This window comes from Dyadobacter sp. BE31, assembly GCF_031457695.1.
Lineage (GTDB): Bacteria > Bacteroidota > Bacteroidia > Cytophagales > Spirosomataceae > Dyadobacter.
The window spans coordinates 762,594-778,308 of sequence record NZ_JAVDXA010000003.1; the positions used below are offsets into that span (position 1 = coordinate 762,594).

Annotated in this window: 15 protein-coding genes and 1 pseudogene; 10 read left to right on the forward strand and 6 right to left on the reverse strand. The window is 51.4% G+C overall.

Going from position 1 to position 15,715, the window contains the following annotated elements; translation table 11 throughout:
• Positions 1-26 precede the first annotated feature (26 nt).
• Both J2Y43_RS18985 and J2Y43_RS18990 read right to left on the reverse strand, forming a co-directional pair.
• A complete protein-coding gene (locus J2Y43_RS18985; RefSeq protein ID WP_309985632.1) occupies positions 27-704 on the reverse strand; it encodes a hypothetical protein in 678 nt (225 codons plus the stop codon).
• A gap of 54 nt (positions 705-758) precedes the next feature.
• A complete protein-coding gene (locus J2Y43_RS18990; RefSeq protein WP_309985635.1) occupies positions 759-2,042 on the reverse strand; it encodes a Gfo/Idh/MocA family oxidoreductase in 1,284 nt (427 codons plus the stop codon).
• Between the two features lie 613 nt (positions 2,043-2,655).
• Here J2Y43_RS18990 and J2Y43_RS18995 point away from each other — a divergent pair.
• The 3 genes and pseudogenes from J2Y43_RS18995 to J2Y43_RS19000 all read left to right on the forward strand — a co-directional run bounded on the left by J2Y43_RS18995 (position 2,656) and on the right by J2Y43_RS19000 (position 3,669).
• Positions 2,656-2,901: a hypothetical protein gene (locus tag J2Y43_RS18995; RefSeq protein WP_309985638.1), complete on the forward strand. Its 246-nt coding sequence runs from the start codon at positions 2,656-2,658 to the stop codon at positions 2,899-2,901.
• A gap of 81 nt (positions 2,902-2,982) precedes the next feature.
• Positions 2,983-3,476: pseudogene (locus J2Y43_RS33630) on the forward strand (DUF6934 family protein).
• A gap of 37 nt (positions 3,477-3,513) precedes the next feature.
• On the forward strand, positions 3,514-3,669 hold the full coding sequence (locus tag J2Y43_RS19000; RefSeq protein WP_309985641.1) for a hypothetical protein: 156 nt from the start codon (positions 3,514-3,516) through the stop codon (positions 3,667-3,669).
• Between the two features lie 44 nt (positions 3,670-3,713).
• Here the strand turns inward: J2Y43_RS19000 and J2Y43_RS19005 are convergent, their stop codons facing one another.
• Positions 3,714-4,478, reverse strand: a complete 765-nt coding sequence (locus tag J2Y43_RS19005) for an NrtR DNA-binding winged helix domain-containing protein (RefSeq protein ID WP_309985644.1) — start codon at positions 4,476-4,478, stop codon at positions 3,714-3,716.
• Positions 4,479-4,645: 167 nt separating this feature from the next.
• Between J2Y43_RS19005 and J2Y43_RS19010 the strand changes: the two genes are divergently transcribed.
• Positions 4,646-7,384, forward strand: coding sequence for a PQQ-dependent sugar dehydrogenase (locus tag J2Y43_RS19010; RefSeq protein ID WP_309985647.1), 2,739 nt, complete (start codon positions 4,646-4,648; stop codon positions 7,382-7,384).
• Between the two features lie 24 nt (positions 7,385-7,408).
• Entirely contained in the window at positions 7,409-8,446 is a 1,038-nt protein-coding gene (locus J2Y43_RS19015; protein WP_309985649.1) for a TIM barrel protein, read from the forward strand.
• 40 nt (positions 8,447-8,486) lie between these two features.
• Here the strand turns inward: J2Y43_RS19015 and J2Y43_RS19020 are convergent, their stop codons facing one another.
• Together J2Y43_RS19020 and J2Y43_RS19025 are read right to left on the reverse strand one after the other, a co-directional pair.
• Positions 8,487-9,536 (reverse strand): FUSC family protein, encoded by a 1,050-nt coding sequence (locus J2Y43_RS19020; RefSeq protein ID WP_309985652.1) that lies wholly within the window; start codon positions 9,534-9,536, stop codon positions 8,487-8,489.
• A 104-nt stretch (positions 9,537-9,640) separates the two neighbouring features.
• The gene (locus tag J2Y43_RS19025; RefSeq protein WP_309985655.1) at positions 9,641-11,062 is read right to left on the reverse strand and encodes a PLP-dependent aminotransferase family protein; all 1,422 of its coding nucleotides are present in this window, start codon (positions 11,060-11,062) and stop codon (positions 9,641-9,643) included.
• A gap of 101 nt (positions 11,063-11,163) precedes the next feature.
• On the opposite strand from J2Y43_RS19025, the gene J2Y43_RS19030 reads away from it, so the two are divergent.
• The 3 genes from J2Y43_RS19030 to J2Y43_RS19040 all read left to right on the forward strand — a co-directional run bounded on the left by J2Y43_RS19030 (position 11,164) and on the right by J2Y43_RS19040 (position 13,283).
• Positions 11,164-11,625 carry a cupin domain-containing protein gene (locus J2Y43_RS19030; protein ID WP_309985658.1) on the forward strand — a complete coding sequence of 154 codons (462 nt, stop codon included), beginning with the start codon at positions 11,164-11,166 and terminating at the stop codon, positions 11,623-11,625.
• 53 nt (positions 11,626-11,678) lie between these two features.
• Positions 11,679-12,581 (forward strand): dihydrodipicolinate synthase family protein, encoded by a 903-nt coding sequence (locus J2Y43_RS19035; protein WP_309985661.1) that lies wholly within the window; start codon positions 11,679-11,681, stop codon positions 12,579-12,581.
• Between the two features lie 153 nt (positions 12,582-12,734).
• Complete coding sequence (locus tag J2Y43_RS19040) at positions 12,735-13,283, forward strand: hypothetical protein (RefSeq protein WP_309985664.1); 549 nt, start codon at positions 12,735-12,737, stop codon at positions 13,281-13,283.
• 7 nt (positions 13,284-13,290) lie between these two features.
• On the opposite strand, the gene J2Y43_RS19045 is transcribed toward J2Y43_RS19040, so the two are convergent.
• Positions 13,291-13,659, reverse strand: a complete 369-nt coding sequence (locus tag J2Y43_RS19045) for a VOC family protein (RefSeq protein WP_309985667.1) — start codon at positions 13,657-13,659, stop codon at positions 13,291-13,293.
• A 324-nt stretch (positions 13,660-13,983) separates the two neighbouring features.
• On the opposite strand from J2Y43_RS19045, the gene J2Y43_RS19050 reads away from it, so the two are divergent.
• Both J2Y43_RS19050 and J2Y43_RS19055 read left to right on the forward strand, forming a co-directional pair.
• Positions 13,984-14,664 (forward strand): outer membrane beta-barrel protein, encoded by a 681-nt coding sequence (locus J2Y43_RS19050; protein ID WP_309985670.1) that lies wholly within the window; start codon positions 13,984-13,986, stop codon positions 14,662-14,664.
• A gap of 92 nt (positions 14,665-14,756) precedes the next feature.
• A complete protein-coding gene (locus tag J2Y43_RS19055; protein ID WP_309985672.1) occupies positions 14,757-15,710 on the forward strand; it encodes a hypothetical protein in 954 nt (317 codons plus the stop codon).
• Positions 15,711-15,715 lie beyond the last annotated feature (5 nt).

Sequence of the window (15,715 nt, forward strand, 5' to 3'; positions counted from 1 at the left end):
CATCGGCATATGCGAGACAGAAGCGGCTATTCCACGACAATCAATTTCTGCGGAAATTTCAACCCCTTCATTTCTATCTGATACTTTCCGGGTTTGAGTTCCCGGTCAATGGGGGAATACAACGTGATCGCGATACGATTTGGCTCTTCGCCACGGCAGCCCGTGAGGCAGGCGCCATCGGCATATACCCAGGCGCCGCTTTTACCGTCCTCGCCCTTGAACGAAATTTGATCGATGCGGTGGTTATCGTAGAGGTTTCGGACCGGTAAACTCATTTTCAAGACGCCGGTTTTCAGCGAAAAGGTCGTTTCTTCATAAATGTCCTGTGGCGCCAGCGGGCCCGTAGCAACAATGTTCAGCCGGTAGGTAGCAGTTTTCGTTTGGTTACTAATCCGGAAGAAAACGTCTTGTGACGGCTTGCTGCACGCGCAAAAGGCAGAAATATCCACGGTTCCATCGGGAAGCAGGCCGATAGGCTGTGCTCCGTCCGTCAGTTTCATAACCGGCTTCAAACCGCCTTTCAACACCGCCGGCATTCGAACGGTAATCACCGAATTGGCGGCGTCGAAGGTCACATTTTCATCAGGTAAGCCCTCGAATGAAATGCTTCGAATGGCGGGCATGTCACTTACAGGGGCGGACGAATCCTTGCAGCCGAACAGCAGACTGCTGGCAAGGAACATGGTCAACAGAATGTGTTTCATGGCGTTAGCTGGTTGTTTCTTGTGAATATACAAAAAAAGCTAACTATGGTTACATCAGGTGAGATCCCATTCTTTTCTCGGCTTGCGGGATAGCAGCCGGTTGGCCTCTTTGTCGCCGGTGAACTTCTCTTTCTTTGGATTCCAGGTCAGTTCGCGTTTCAGGCGATAGGAAATCAGCCCCAAATGCATCGGGATCGTCAACTCGCGTGCGTAGGCGAGGTTGGATTCGGGTTGTTTGCGGGATTTCACGCAATCGATGAAGTTCTGCTGGTGCCCGGGTGAGCGTGGGTTGGTAATCGGGACGGACGCGATGTCCGTTATTTTCTCTCCGTTGATCGTCAGTTCGCGCGTGCCGTAATCGCAGATAAGCGTTCCTTTATCGCCTTCGAAGAATGCCCCAATGCCGCGGTCGGCAGCGCCGGGCACATTGGGCGGGTTGGACGACCAATACACTTTCAAACCATCGAATTCATAATCCACATCCAGCGTTTTCGGCGCGTCGGCTATACCTGCGTATGCGGTACCCCGTGCGTTGATTTTCCTCAGGCCCGTCGGGTGGATCGCCGAATACATCACATCGGCGATATGGCACCAGAAATCGGCGAACTCGCCGCCCGAATAATCGAGGAAATAACGGTAAGTGAAGTGACATTTTTCGGGAATATATTCGGTAAATGGCGCCGGGCCGAGCCACATATCCCAGTTCAAAGTCCTGGGGACCGGCTGAACGGTCGGCGAGCCCAATTCCTTGGTACTTGGTTTTTTCCAGAGCCGGACCGTATGCACCTTACCGATCGCTCCCGATTGGATCAGCTCTACAACCCGGTGGAAATTATCACCCGCATGGATCTGGTTGCCCATCTGGAACACGCGATCGTGTTTTTCGAGCTGTTTGAGCATCATTTTACCTTCCTTCATACAATACGAAAGCGGTTTTTCACCATACACATCCTTCCCGGCCTGAAACGCCAGCGTCGCGATCTGCGCATGCCAGTGGTCGGGTGTTGCTACGGTAATGGCATCGATATCCTTCCTTTCGAGAATGCGTCGGAAATCACCATAAGTATCCACCTTAATGCCCGGTTTCATGGCTTCCAGCCGTTGCTTCGTCTCGCCTAAATGCAGCTCATCCACATCGCAAAGTGCGACAATCTCCGCGTCGGGCAGGTCTGCAAACCATTTCATATGGTTGTTTCCCATCCCTCCCAAACCGATATGTGCTATACGCACACGATCGCTGGGCGCAGCACGCGTGATCAGATTGGGTAAAACCGTCAGTCCGAGTGTCGTAAGCCCGGCTGTTTTAAGGAATTCGCGGCGGTTGGTCGATTGTGTCATTGGTGGTTGGTTTAGGATGTTGTCGGTAAAAGGTGGGAGTTCTGGAATGTTACTGTTTTGTTTAGGGGAGAAGGGAGGATGGAGGAAAGGGAGATGGATAACGCAGAAAGTCAAGGGAGGAATGAGGAATGGGTGGATGCTTGCGGAGACCGTTGCTTTGCTGTTGCGTGCCTACGGCACTTTTTGTTCGTTAGGAATAGGACTTTGACTACTACCAATGTTACACCCCTAGCGGGATTCCAGAATATTTGCACATCACTATGCCGGTGCTGCAAATGCGTCTTTCACTGACAAAAGCCAAGTCCCGTTAGGGACGTAATATTGGTAGAAAGGAAATGGATTACCCCCAATCGGGAAGTGCCGTAGGTACGGAACAACAGGGAAATATGCAGTTTTCCGGGCGTTTGAAAATTGGTTGGTAGCCGTTTGTACATCCGTGGCACACACATATTGCATTTAAATCATCTCTTTCTGATTTTGTGCCCTCCTTTAACATATACTTTGAATTATTGAAGAAATTGCCCTGCGATGGTGCGGATCCAGCGAAAGCTCCGGGCGTTGTATATGACGTTAGGACACCTTAACGCAGGGCATCCCCAAACCTAAAACATATATGAAACCATCAACAACGACTTCTGCATCCGAGGATTCCATTTGCCTCACCTATGGCAGGGGCGTCAAAGAACTATTAAGCCAAAGCACCGCATCCGAATGGATCGAGGACCTTTGGATCATTTACAGCGACCATATGGCATTTCAAAAGGAGGCGGGGTGCAATCCGCGTATCGGGGAGATTTTTCTGTCGTTTCGGGAGCTGGTGTTTTTCTTTCAGAAGTTGGAGGTGGACAAAGAGAGATAACATTTGGACAATAGCTGAGAATGGCGCTGTTAGCTGGACAGCACCATTTCTTATTAATATTTGAATTTTTATAGTATTCATATGAATTCCGAAAATTATCCGATCTGCAAAACTTCTAGCGACGAATACCAATTTTTCAGCGATGGGCGACGAGGTGTTTTCGAAATGCGAATTGTTTTCGAACAAGTTGGCGACGATGTGTATAATTTGGCTTTTGGGATGCACTATTCGGAAGCATCAACGATAGCGAACTGCTCCGGAACGGAGATATGGATAAGATATTGGCAACAGTGGGATTCGCAGTGATTGAATTTGTAGGAACAAGAGAGAAGGCTAGTATAATCGCAACTGGAAGGACGCTGCCTGGTGAGAATCCTACTCGTAACCGCAAGTATCGCATGAGTATCGGTAAGCATCTCGACTGGCTCGCAAGAGAATACTACATTTTAGGGTTCATAGCCAAGCGTGACGATGATCGGCAGATAATCGGGCAATGGCCTCATGGATGGTCTGGTACCTGGAAGGTTTTCAATAGACAGACCAACTTCGACGCATTTTTGTTAAGAAGGAAGTAAATCATTAACTTTCAAATACCAATTACATATGATCCCAATGAAAAGAGCCGTAGAGGATACCCAAAATATGAAATCGGGCAATCAAGTACCGAATACGCTGACAACTAATGGAGAAAAGACACTTTCCAAAAAAGCGGCTGAAATGAAAATTTTTCTCGCCAACAATCCTATACCCAAAGAATTTCTGCAATAACTTCCTCCCTACGCGGGCCTCCCTTTCCTCCTTCCAAAAAAACCTCACATCGAAAACGAAATCCCAACTGCCCCTGCCTGGTCGTATTTCTCTTTCACAAATCGGTACAAATACGGGGACTTATTCGCTGCTCCGACGCGTTTTTCGTCCAGGCGTTCGAGGATGTCGTAGCTCATGAGCAGTTTCTGAAAATTCCGGCGGTCGAACTGGCGGTCGAGGATGGTTTCGTAGAGGCGTTGAAGTTCGGGCATGGTAAATTTCTCCGGGAGGAGATTGTAGCCGATCGGGTGGTTGCGGGTGTGCTGGCGGAGGGCTTTCAGGGCGCGGTCGATCATTTCGTTGTGGTCGAAGAGCAGGTTAGGGACATCGGCCAGGGACCACCAGCGGCATTCGTCGGTAAACCAGTCGGGCGTGGGTTGCACCTGGTCGAATTCCACGAGGGCGTAATAGCCAATGGATACGACGCGGCGGAAGATAATGCCGTCGAAAAAGCCCTTCCCGAATGTCGCTTCCAGTTTTTCGAGCAGTTCATTTTCCGGGTGGTAGGTGTATCGGTTCACATTACCGAACGTGTGAAATTGTTGCAGGTACACGTCGTTCAGGCCGGTGCGTTGGGTGAGAATGCGGTTCGCCGCGTCGTCGGCCGACTCGTCGAGCAGGATATGCCCTCCCGGCAGGCTCCACCCATCGGTGCCTTTCCAGCGCAGCAGCAACACTTTTAGCTCGCCTTCATGAAACCCGAACACCGTGCAGTCGAGCGAAACCTCCTTCAATGCCTTGTCAAAAAACTCCTTCAAATTGTGCTCCATCGGTAATAAGCTGACAATGAGAAAAATTTTCAATGCGTAAATTTTACACAAAGAAAATTTTCTTTATCATTGTATCCATGTTTTGGATTGATAAAATTCAATTTTTTAGAAAATAATTTCTACTGCTGTTTGCTTTCCTAACAAACCTACTTAACAACAATTGCTTCATGAACAAAACCTCTACACTTTTCTCCCTGCTGTTGTGCGCTTCGCTTGCCCATGCGCAGGTACCTGAGGAAAACCGGTTTCGGAAGGTCGTCCTGACGGAGAACCTCAACGAGCCATTGGAACTGACAGTACTTCCCGATGAACGCGTGCTGTTTATCGAGCGGCACGGCACAGTGAAGTTGTACAGCCCCGTGTCTAAAAAGACGACGGTGATCGCCACCATACCCGTCAGTACCAAGTATAGTGATGATTCCGAGGCGGAGGACGGTCTGCTGGGTGTCAATATCGATCCCAACTTTAACAAAAATCATTGGATCTACTTCTTCTATTCACCGGCCGGCAGCACGCCTGAAAACATCCTCGCGCGGTACGAGCTGAAAGGCAATGCGCTCGACTTGGCTTCCAAAAAGGTGATCCTGCGCATTCCCGTGCAGCGCGATAACTGTTGCCACACCGGCGGCTCGATCGACTGGGATGCACAGGGTAATCTCTACCTCTCGACCGGCGACAATACCAGCCCGCGTGCGTCGGACGGGTATGCGCCTATCGACGAGCGGCCGGGCCGAAGCCCGTTCGACGCGCAAAAGTCGTCGTCGAACACGGCCGATTTGCGCGGGAAGATCATCCGCATTCACCCGGAGGCCGACGGAACGTATACGATCCCCGAAGGTAACCTGTTCCCGAAAAATGCCTCGGGCGCTTACGATCCCAAAACCAGGCCGGAAATTTATACAATGGGGCACCGGAACCCCTACCGCATTTCGGTGGACCGGAGGAACGGCTATCTCTATTGGGGCGATGTCGGGCCGGATGCGGGTAAGGATTCTACCGGCCTGGGGCCTGCGGCGGAGGACGAGTTCGGGCAGGCACGCAAGGCGGGAAATTATGGCTGGCCCTATTTTGTGGGTGATAACAAGGCCTATTGGGACTTTAATTTCGAGACCAAGCAGTCGGGCGAGAAATTTAACCCCGAAAAGCCGGTCAATAATTCACCGAACAATACCGGGCTGACGGAGCTGCCACCCGCGCAAAAGGCATTGATCTGGTACACTGCCGCGGAGACCAAGCGCTTCCCACTGCTCGGTTCGGGCGGGCGCAGCGCTATGGCCGGGCCGGTTTACTATGCCGATCAGTTCAAAGAGGCAAAACGCGCGTTCCCTGCCTATTATGACAAGAAGTTGTTCATCTACGAGTGGATGCGCGACTGGATTATGGCGGTAACGCTCAGTCCGAAAGGAGATTACGTGAAAATGGAGCGCTTCCTGCCGAACCTGAAACTGGAACATCCGATCGATATGGCGTTTGGCCCGAATGGCGATTTGTACATTCTCGAATACGGACAGGGCTGGTTTATGGGTAACCCGGAGTCGAAGCTGGTGCGGATCGAGTACAATGGCGGTAACCGCAAGCCGGCGGTGGCGGCGGCGGTCGACAAAAAGGCGGGTGCGGTGCCATTCAAGGCGCAGTTTTCATCGGCAGGTACCGAAGATTTTGATAAAGATACTTTGCAATATCAATGGAAGATCACCCTGGCAAGCGGCGGAGCACCGGTTGTTTTGAATGAGCCAAACCCTGCCTATACTTTCAAAAAGAAGGGCATTTACAAGGTTTTGCTCACGGTAACGGATTCTAAAGGGCTGAAAGACTCGCAAAGCCTGACTGTCCAGGCAGGCAATGAACCACCACAGGTTTCGCTGGAACTGACAGGAGGGAACAAGACCTTTTTCTTTCCTGATAAACCCATTCAATACAAAGTAAATGTGTCGGACCACGAGGATGGAAGTCTGGAAAAAAATACGATTGCCGCGTCCAAAGTGAAGATTACTGCCGCTTACCAGGATGCGGACGACAAGCAGGCGGCTAATGCAGGCGGGCATCAGGAAGCGCCGGTGACGTTCACCGCAGGGAAGACTTTGATTGAAAAAAGCGATTGCAAAGCCTGCCATTTTGTTGACAAAAAGTCAATCGGCCCGGCATTTAAAGATGTTGCCGCGAAGTACAAGGCGGACGGCAACGCGGTGGCGTCGCTTTCGGACAAGATCATCAAAGGCGGCGCGGGTGTTTGGGGTGAAACGGCCATGTCGGCTCACCCGTCCATCGGCCTGCCCGAGGCCGGGCAGATGGTGAAGTACATTCTGAGTCTCGCCGATGAAAAACAGGCTGCACAAATGCTGCCACCGGCAGGGGAGGTGATAGCCAAAATCCCCGACGGCGGCGATGCCGGCAAAGGTATTTACAAGTTCATAGCGAGCTATACCGACAAAGGCGCAAATGGAATGCCCGCCCAAACGACCGAGAAAACGCTCGTTTTGAAGAACCCGACGTTGCTTTTCGGCAATGCCGATGATGCTTCCAAGAACATTATGCGCTTCAAAATGGGTGAGAATAACCTGCTGATCGTCACGCAGCCCAATACCCATGCCATTTTCAAAAGCGTTGATCTGACGGACATTACCGTGCTTGATATGGTGGTGGCCGCGCCAAAGGACCAGCTGAATGCACAAGGAGGCATTGTGGAGGTACACGACGGCTCGTCCGATGGCGCTTTGCTGGGGAAAACCGAATGGATACCACCTACCGACGATGCGAGTGCATTTACTTCCAAAACTCCGCCGAAACCATTCCGCGTACCCATTTCTCCTCAAAGCGGCCCCCGCGACCTGTATTTTGTATTTAAAAACGACACTGCAAAAGGTGCCTTGTTTGTCCCGTTCTCGGTCACATTTGTTTCAAAATGATTTTCAATACTAACTAATCTACTCATGAACAATTCACGTCGTCAATTTCTGGGCCAACTCGGGCTTGCTACCGCCGGGCTTGGCTTTGTTTCAATCGATACTTTAATCGGTGCACCGACCGCTGCCGCGCCGGCGGGCAAATTCAGTTTTGACATTTCGCTGGCGGAATTTTCGTTCGCGTCGGAGCTTTTCAGCGGTAAGATGACCAACATGGATTTCCCCGCCCGCGCAAAGAATGATTATGACATTACGATATTGGAATACGTCTCCGGATTTTTCAATAACAAACATAAGGACCAGGCTTACCTCAGCGAGCTGAAAAAGCGCTGCGACGACCTGGGTATGAAGAACCACCTTATTATGGTCGACGGCGAAAACCTCACTGCTCTGGATAACGCCGCGCGCATGAAGGCCGTGGAGGCGCATTATCCGTGGGTAGATGCGGCCAAGTTCCTAGGCTGCACGTCGATCCGGGTGAACCTGGGCGATGCCATGGCCATGATGTCGGGCAAAAAGGAAGAAGGTACGCCTGCACAGCTCGCCACCGCCGCGGTGGACGGCTACGGCAAGTTGCTTGAATACGCAGGTAAGGCGGGTTTGAATGTGATCGTCGAGAATCACTTCGGGGTTTCCACGGATCCCGACTGGCTGGTAGGCGTTATGAAGCAGTTAAAAGCACCGAACAAGGGCCTGCTGCCCGATTTTGGGAATTTTTGTGCGGAAAGGAGCAAGCCCGAAACGCTGGATATCAAGGGTTTTATGGCGACCAAATGTGTGAAAGAGCACGACAAATACGACGGCGTGCGTAAAATGATGCCTTATGCAAGAGGCATTAGTGCTAAAACCCATCAGTTTGATGCGAACGGGAACGATCCGGAAACGGATTTCATCAAAATCTTCAAAATCATCAAGGATTCAGGCTGGAACAATGGTATTGTCGGGATTGAATACGAAGGCGGCCTGATGCGCGATATGGGCGGGGATACGACCAAGCCTACCAACGACGAAGGCATCCGGCAGACCAAAGCGCTCTTGGAAAAGGTGTTGGAGGAGTTGGGGTAGGGGGGCCTGCGGCCGACCATGGACCGCCGACCGCCGGCCGTCAAACTCCCTTTTTCCGCCCCAGGGCTATCCTGGTCTTCCGTATCTGTCGGGTGGCTAGCCAGTGGACGTGTTCGTTGTACAGGATCCAGCCTCCGAGTGCGCCGATGATGCTTCCGATGAGGATATCGATAAAGCGGGCGGCAATGAGTCCGTTTGGACTGACGGACAGGTTGCTGCCCGATTCGGCCAGGAAAATGGTGAGTACGGTGATGAAAATAGCCGCCACCGCATAATTCCTGACCACCAGAAATTCAACAATTACCTGCAACATGATGATACTTACACAGATCATCAGCGGGGTAGGATGCATTAAAAGCAACATCCAAGCTATTCCCAGGCCGATTAAGGTACCCAGCACGCGCTGCAACCCCCTTTGCCAGATGTGCTGGGTACTCGCGCCCTGCATCACCGCCGCGCAGGAAGTGGGTACCCAATAGGGGTTTTCAAGTCTCAGCAAATGGGCGATCAGCAACGAAAACCCGACCATAAACCCGAAAGTTGCCGATTCGACCAGGTTCACATACTTGCTTTTTGCATGTAACGGGGCGTCGGTATTGTTCTTCACCACCAGCAAGGTATAGCCCAGGCCCAAAAGACAGGAAATGACCGTTCCGATACCGATATAGCCGATATTGGACGGTATTTTTTGCCAGTCAAAAGGCATGCAAAGGGCCACGGAGGCAATCATGATAAAGAAGAAATTGCCAGGCGGCCGGTTCATTTTCAGGTAAAACAATGCCAAATGCACGCCCATCGCGAACAGTCCCAGCGCCAATGCGCCGATATACGGATTGAACCCGAAAATGGCTCCCACCAGAAAGGACAGCATCATTCCGAACGAGCAGGTCATGAGCGTTACCATTCCGCCCGAAATGCTGAAAGTATGCACGTACAATATCACCAGCGCCGACATCGATGCCAGTTTCCCGCCCGCCATGGTGCCCGTGAAGTACCCGCCCAGGATGGGGATGCCCACACACAGGCCCGCCAGCACGGGGATGTGCCATTTGCGGTCGGTCTTTTTGAATTCGAATATTTGCTTGATCATTTTGGCGTGTGTTGAAGTTTTGGGGTGATAGTTGTTTGTTGGAATGGTGGTTTGGTCAGGTGTGGTCAGGTGTGGTCAGGTTTTGTCAGGCTGGTCAGGTTAGCTTAGGTCGGCCAGTTGGCTGCAATGGCCTGTATGCCTTCCTGCATTTGTTCCTCCGAAAGCGACGCATACCCGAGCCGGAGTCCGTTGGCAAAGCCTTTGTAACAAAAGGTGTCGGGTGAAATTAATGCAATGCCTCTATGTTTTAATGTGCTGGCCAGCTGCACCAGGTCAACCGGTTTTCTAGGTATGATCCAGAATGCGAGCCCACCTTCCGGTTTCACGAAATCCACTTTATCGGCCAGGTATTGCAGCAGCAGTTTTTCGAAATGATCCCTTTTGGATTTGTAAAGAGATGTTGTTCTTTTCAAATGCCTGCGGATTTCACCGTTGCGGATCAGCTGGAAAACAGCCTGCTCCATCATATAATCGCCCTGCACGTCGATGATCTTGCGAAGGCTCGTAACCTTGTCGACAACCGAGGCACAAGACGCAAGGTAACCGATCCGCAATGCAGGTGCCACAATCTTGCTCATCGTGCCGATGTACACGTAGTTACGCGCCTGGTCGAGGCTGCTTACGGGCATTACCGGGCGCGGATTGAAATGAAATTCATGGTCATAATCGTCTTCGATAATCATGAAACCGTGCTCGTTGGACAACGCAACAAGCTCCATCCGGCGCCGCAGGCTGAGCGTGACCGTCGTCGGAAACTGGTGGTGCGGGGTAATGTACACTGCCTTGATGCCGGGACATTGTTTCAGATATTCCCTGATTTCATCGATCACGATCCCGTGCGCGTCTACATTCACGGGCAGCAGGCTCGCGCCTGCGTGTGCGAAGGCCTCCCAGGCAGGCTTATAACCAGGATTTTCGATCAGGACATGGTCGCCGGGTTTCAACAATGCGTGTGCCGTGAGGAACATCGCCATCTGGCTGCCGCGGGTGATGAACACCTCGTCGGCCGAGAGGCGCATGCTCCTTTTGTAGTTCAACATTTGGGCAATGGCCTCGCGGAACTCGGGATCGCCCGCCTCGTGCCGGTAGCCCATCATTTGCCAACGTCCTTTTCGTGCGAAAATCTGCCGGTATGCCCGTGCCAGCTCGTCGATAGGCGCCAAAGCGCTGTCGGGCAGGCCGTCATCGAATACAACCAAAGGCTTCAACTCCAACTCCCTGACAATACCTGACTTGCTGACCAATGACGCTTCCGACGAAGCCACCGGCTGCACATCCGCTACAAATATCCCACGCCGTTCTTTCGACACCAGCCAGCCCTCGGCCATGAGTACGTCCAGCGCCTCCACGATCGTGTTACGGTTCACGTTCAGTTGCGTGGCGAGCTGGCGGCTTCCGGGCAAAATACTGCCCGCGACAAGTTTCCCGCTCTGAATAGCGGCAATCACCGCATCGGCGATCTGCATGTACACGGCCTTTTCCTCCCCGCGGTCGAGCGGTATGACGAGCTCCCAGGGTCTCAACATCTGGACTACTTGTTTTTGTAAATTCTGAACCAGTAAGCTAGTCCAAAGATACGGTTGTTTTGTATCGCAATCATGCAGCAACAAGCAAAAATTTATGAACCATGGAAGCAAAAACACAGCAATTCAGCTCCAAAGATTTTCACCAGACCTTCGCGCGTCCCGTGTATGTGAAGCCTGTAAAACTCATTCACCGCAACGTGGAGCAAGCCGGCGAGCATAACCAGTTTTCGACCGAAAGGAAGCACCCGGTATTCTTCGTGGATCTGCCGACGAAAAATATAAGCATGACGGTCGGCGGCCTGTTGCCCGGCCAGCTCACCAACCGTCACCGCCACACCTATGAAACTGTGTTGTATGTGCTCGAAGGAAAGGGCTACACCGAAGTAGAAGGGGAACGTGTGGAATGGCAGGCCGGCGACGCGGTTTACATTCCGAGTTGGGCATGGCACCGTCACCAGAACCTGAGCGATACCGAGCCGGCCCGCTACCTGGCTTGCGAGAATGCGCCGCAGCTCCAAAACCTGGGCGTAGCGCTACGTGAGGAAGAAGGTCGCGATCTTTAAGTAGGTTAATGCACTAGTGTTAAGTATTTGAAATACAAAATGTTATAATCTTGATGAGCAAATTGAAAACTTTGAGAGGCGTCATTGCCTACCCCATTACGCCGTTCGATGCGGAGGAAAAAGTGGATATTGGTTTGTTTAAAAAACTCACCGGCAGGCTGGTAACATCCGGGTCACATGCCATAGCGCCGCTGGGAAGTACCGGCGTATTGCCCTACCTGAACGACCAGGAAAAAGAAGCAGTTGTTGAAGCGACGGTTGAAGTAGTCGCCGGCCGGGTACCCATTGTGGTGGGTGTCTCCAACCTCACCACCGAGCGAACCGTTTACCACGCACGCTTCGCCGAAAAGGCTGGTGCGGCGGCGGTAATGATCATCCCGATGAGTTACTGGAAACTGACCGACGATGAGATCTTCGCGCACTACCGCAAAGTGGCCGAAGCCATTTCCGTTCCCATCATGGCCTATAACAACCCGGCCACGGGCGGTATCGACATGTCGCCCGCGTTGCTGAAACGCCTGCTCGAAATCCCGAATGTGACGATGATCAAGGAAAGCACCGGCGATGTGCAGCGGATGCATTACCTCCGGCGCGCGCTAGGAGAGGAAGTAGCGTTTTTCAACGGCTCCAACCCCTTGGCCCTGGCGGCATTTTCGGCCGGTGCGGTAGGCTGGTGCACCGCTGCCCCGAACCTGATCCCGGAGCTGAATCTGGCCTTGTACAATGCAATTCAGGCGAATGACCTCACTAATGCACGGGCCATTTTCTATCGTCAGCAGGAGTTGCTGGAATTCATCACCTCGAAAGGTTTGCCAAGAACTGTCGCAGCAGGGCTCGAAATACTGGGAATGGAAGCGGGTGGTTTGAGAAATCCGCTGGCACCGCTTGCCGCCGTCGAAATTGCCCGATTGGAAGGACTACTTGCAGAAGTGGCACCGTTCGCGGCGCAGCATTAGGCTGCCATTGAAAGGTGCTGGGCGTCTTCGAAAGAGGGCGCCCTTTTTGTATTGTGGCGGGTAGCTAATGCTAAAAAAGTGCTCTATCTGATTGTTACCGCACAACCAATATCTTTATTGAAATGTCTTATGGTTACAAATAAAACCAATCTCATGAAGACATTTTACAGCTTCTTGTGCCTCGTTATTTTAACCGGGCACGTGCATGGCCAGACGGCCAAGCCGGACAGACCGTGGAGATTCGGCGTGTTGGCGGGGCTTCCTGTGGCAGGGAAAATATATGATAACGGCAAAATGCAGTCGGCCTCGGGGCTGGTCGTTGCTGCGGATCTAGGCTACTATTTTGAAGATCGCAAATCCGGCCCTTCGTTGCATTTTCAGCCCGGTTTCTCCACTTTTAAAAAGACGGAAACCGATGGCAGGAAGGATGGTAGATACTATGTTGAATCGATCTGCGGCATTATATCTTGCAACGAAGTAAGCGGCGGACAAAGCATTCAAAATGTAGCCAGTAAAGACAAAGTAGGCATTCTTGCAGGTGTGGGCGTAGAGATGGACGCAGGGAAAATCACCATCCCGCTCAGTGTACGACTTGTCGATACTTTCCTGAAACCAAAAGTTTCCGACGACCTGGGCCTTACCCAGGTCCCTTCCAACCTGAGAACCAAATTGGTGCAAGTAACAGCAGGGTTTTCTTTGTGAGTATTCACTAAGCAGCCGCTACAAACGCAAGCACATGCCCGTCGGGATCGGCGATGTAAAACTCTTTTCCGTAAGGCATTTCCCGCAGCGGCTGCACGATTTCGATGTGCTTTTTCGAGATTTCTTCAAATACCGCTTCCACATTATCGACCGAAAACAATAGATCGATGTCGTCGTTGTTCCGGCGTTCGGGTTTATCTGTCCACTTGTAATCCGTTTTCAAATGAATAACGTTCCCATTCATTTCAATGCCCGCGTAGAAATCTTCATAGCGGAATGTAAGCGCGAAGCCCAGCTGCTCCACATAGAATGTAATGGCGCGTTCGAGATCGCCTACCAAAAGCAAAGGGGTGATTTGGTTAATTTTGGATTCCACGTTTGAATTATTTGATTGGTTAAAGCATTCAAATTAATATCACGGTTCAACGCCAAATGCCGACCGGCATGTAAATGGAGATAGGGAAAGTAACCGCACGCGTTCGTCAGTGCCTCCGGGCATGTAACGGCAGATTACCGGTGTTTTGCTGTTACATGCCAACCGGTATTTTCGCATTCCCGGTACTTGCATATCATTACCAACGGTGCATCACTATCCGATTCCTTACTTATATTTTTTATTGAAAAAGTATAATCTGCTCTGTTCTAATGCAATAAATATTTACATTTATGTGTCAATAGGTTACAACCAGACTGCATAGCCATGAAAAGACTTTCCCTCTCCGTCTTTTTAATTTTCTTCCTTCAGAACTTTGTGCATGGGCAATCGGCTGATAGCTCCCCGCGATGGCATTTTGGTGTTATGGGTGGGCTCCACCTCATAACTTATTCTCCAAACGGTTCTTATAAGGCGAATAAAAGTCCAATGGCAGGTTTCGATATCGGCTACAACTTTCAAAACTATCGCAGAGGGTGGTCATTGCGTTTGCAGCCTAACTTTATCGCGATTAGAAATAACTCTAAGTCGGGGACATACGGCACAGGGTATTATATGGAATTTAAGTGGAGAACGCAGTACGCCAATCTCCCAATGCTCGTCCGCTACACGATTACGGATGGCAAGATCAGGCCGTTCGCAGAAATCGGGGCGAGCTGGAATGTATGGAGACATTCATCCGTCGGAGGATCGGGGTTGGATTGCCGCGATGGCGGATGCTACCCTTTTGAAATAAAAAGAACCGACGCAAATTTTGAAGGAAACCGATTCAATGCATTAGCAGGTGCTGGTGTACAGATCGACATGGGTAAAGTAACGATCCCGATCACCGTTCGCGTCCTGGATAACTTGAAGAAAAGGGAAAGTGTCCTGGATCCGGGTACGGGCTCGGAATATAAGTTGCCAAAGGTGCGGATGGTACAGGTAACGACCGGCGTAGCGTTTTGAAGTCCACGGCTAGGGGAAGGAGTGAATGCAACGCAACCCACGCGGATTCTTGTCTATGCAAGCGAATGTGACCACTATTAAATACAGCTGCCATGAAGACATTTGTTACCACTGCTTTTGCCATACTTTTGTTCCTGTGCGTGTGGACGGAGCGCCGGAGCACGGACGGGACTATCAACCCGATCATCGGCGACGTTAGCTTCGAAAAGAAGTATGGGACGATTCCGAATGCGGATACTGACGACCAGGTTCGTATTGCCGCGCATCTCGAATATACGGAAAAAGAACTGAGAAAGCGCGATGTATCGCAGCTATCAGCCCAAATGCGCAGCAAGCGGATGCATTTGCTCGACCTTTTGCGTGATTACCGGTCGGCGGGCTTGTTTCCGAAGAACTATGAGCGTAACGAGCGCAAACCTTGCTTCATCGATCAGAACGGCACTATTTGCGCGGTGGGCTATCTCATTGAACAAACGGCCGGAAGGGCTGCGGCCGAAGATATCAACAGCAGGCATAAGTATGACACAATCCTGGAAATGAATGACCGTAAAGTAGACGAGTGGATCGCCGGAAGCGGATTGAGCAAAGAAGAATGTGCCATGATACAGCCGCAGTACGCACCAGGAGCCACTCAGAACGTCAATAACGTGAAACCGTCCTACGCTATCTCCTCCACCTTGCTCATGGGCGTGAATGTTGCATCGACGGTCGTGAACGGCATTCAGGTTGCCACGGGATCGATGCGTGGCGGCGCGCCCGCGCTCGGTATCATCGGGGGCACAGGCCAGATCACCATGGGCATAATCGGGTATAAGAAGAAAGCGGACGGCAGCGGAATGATACGGACTACGAACTACGGTAACAATTCCCAGCGTAGCGTTTCAATGCTGAATATGGCCGTTGGATCACTCACAATCGGAATGAGCATTTGGAATATTGCCGCACATAAAAAGCAGGTTGAAAGACGCTCTGTCTGGGACATTCGCAGTTTCCCGGATGCCTATGGCAAGTCGGGTGTGGCGTTGGCTTTTACGCACAAGTTTTGAAATGC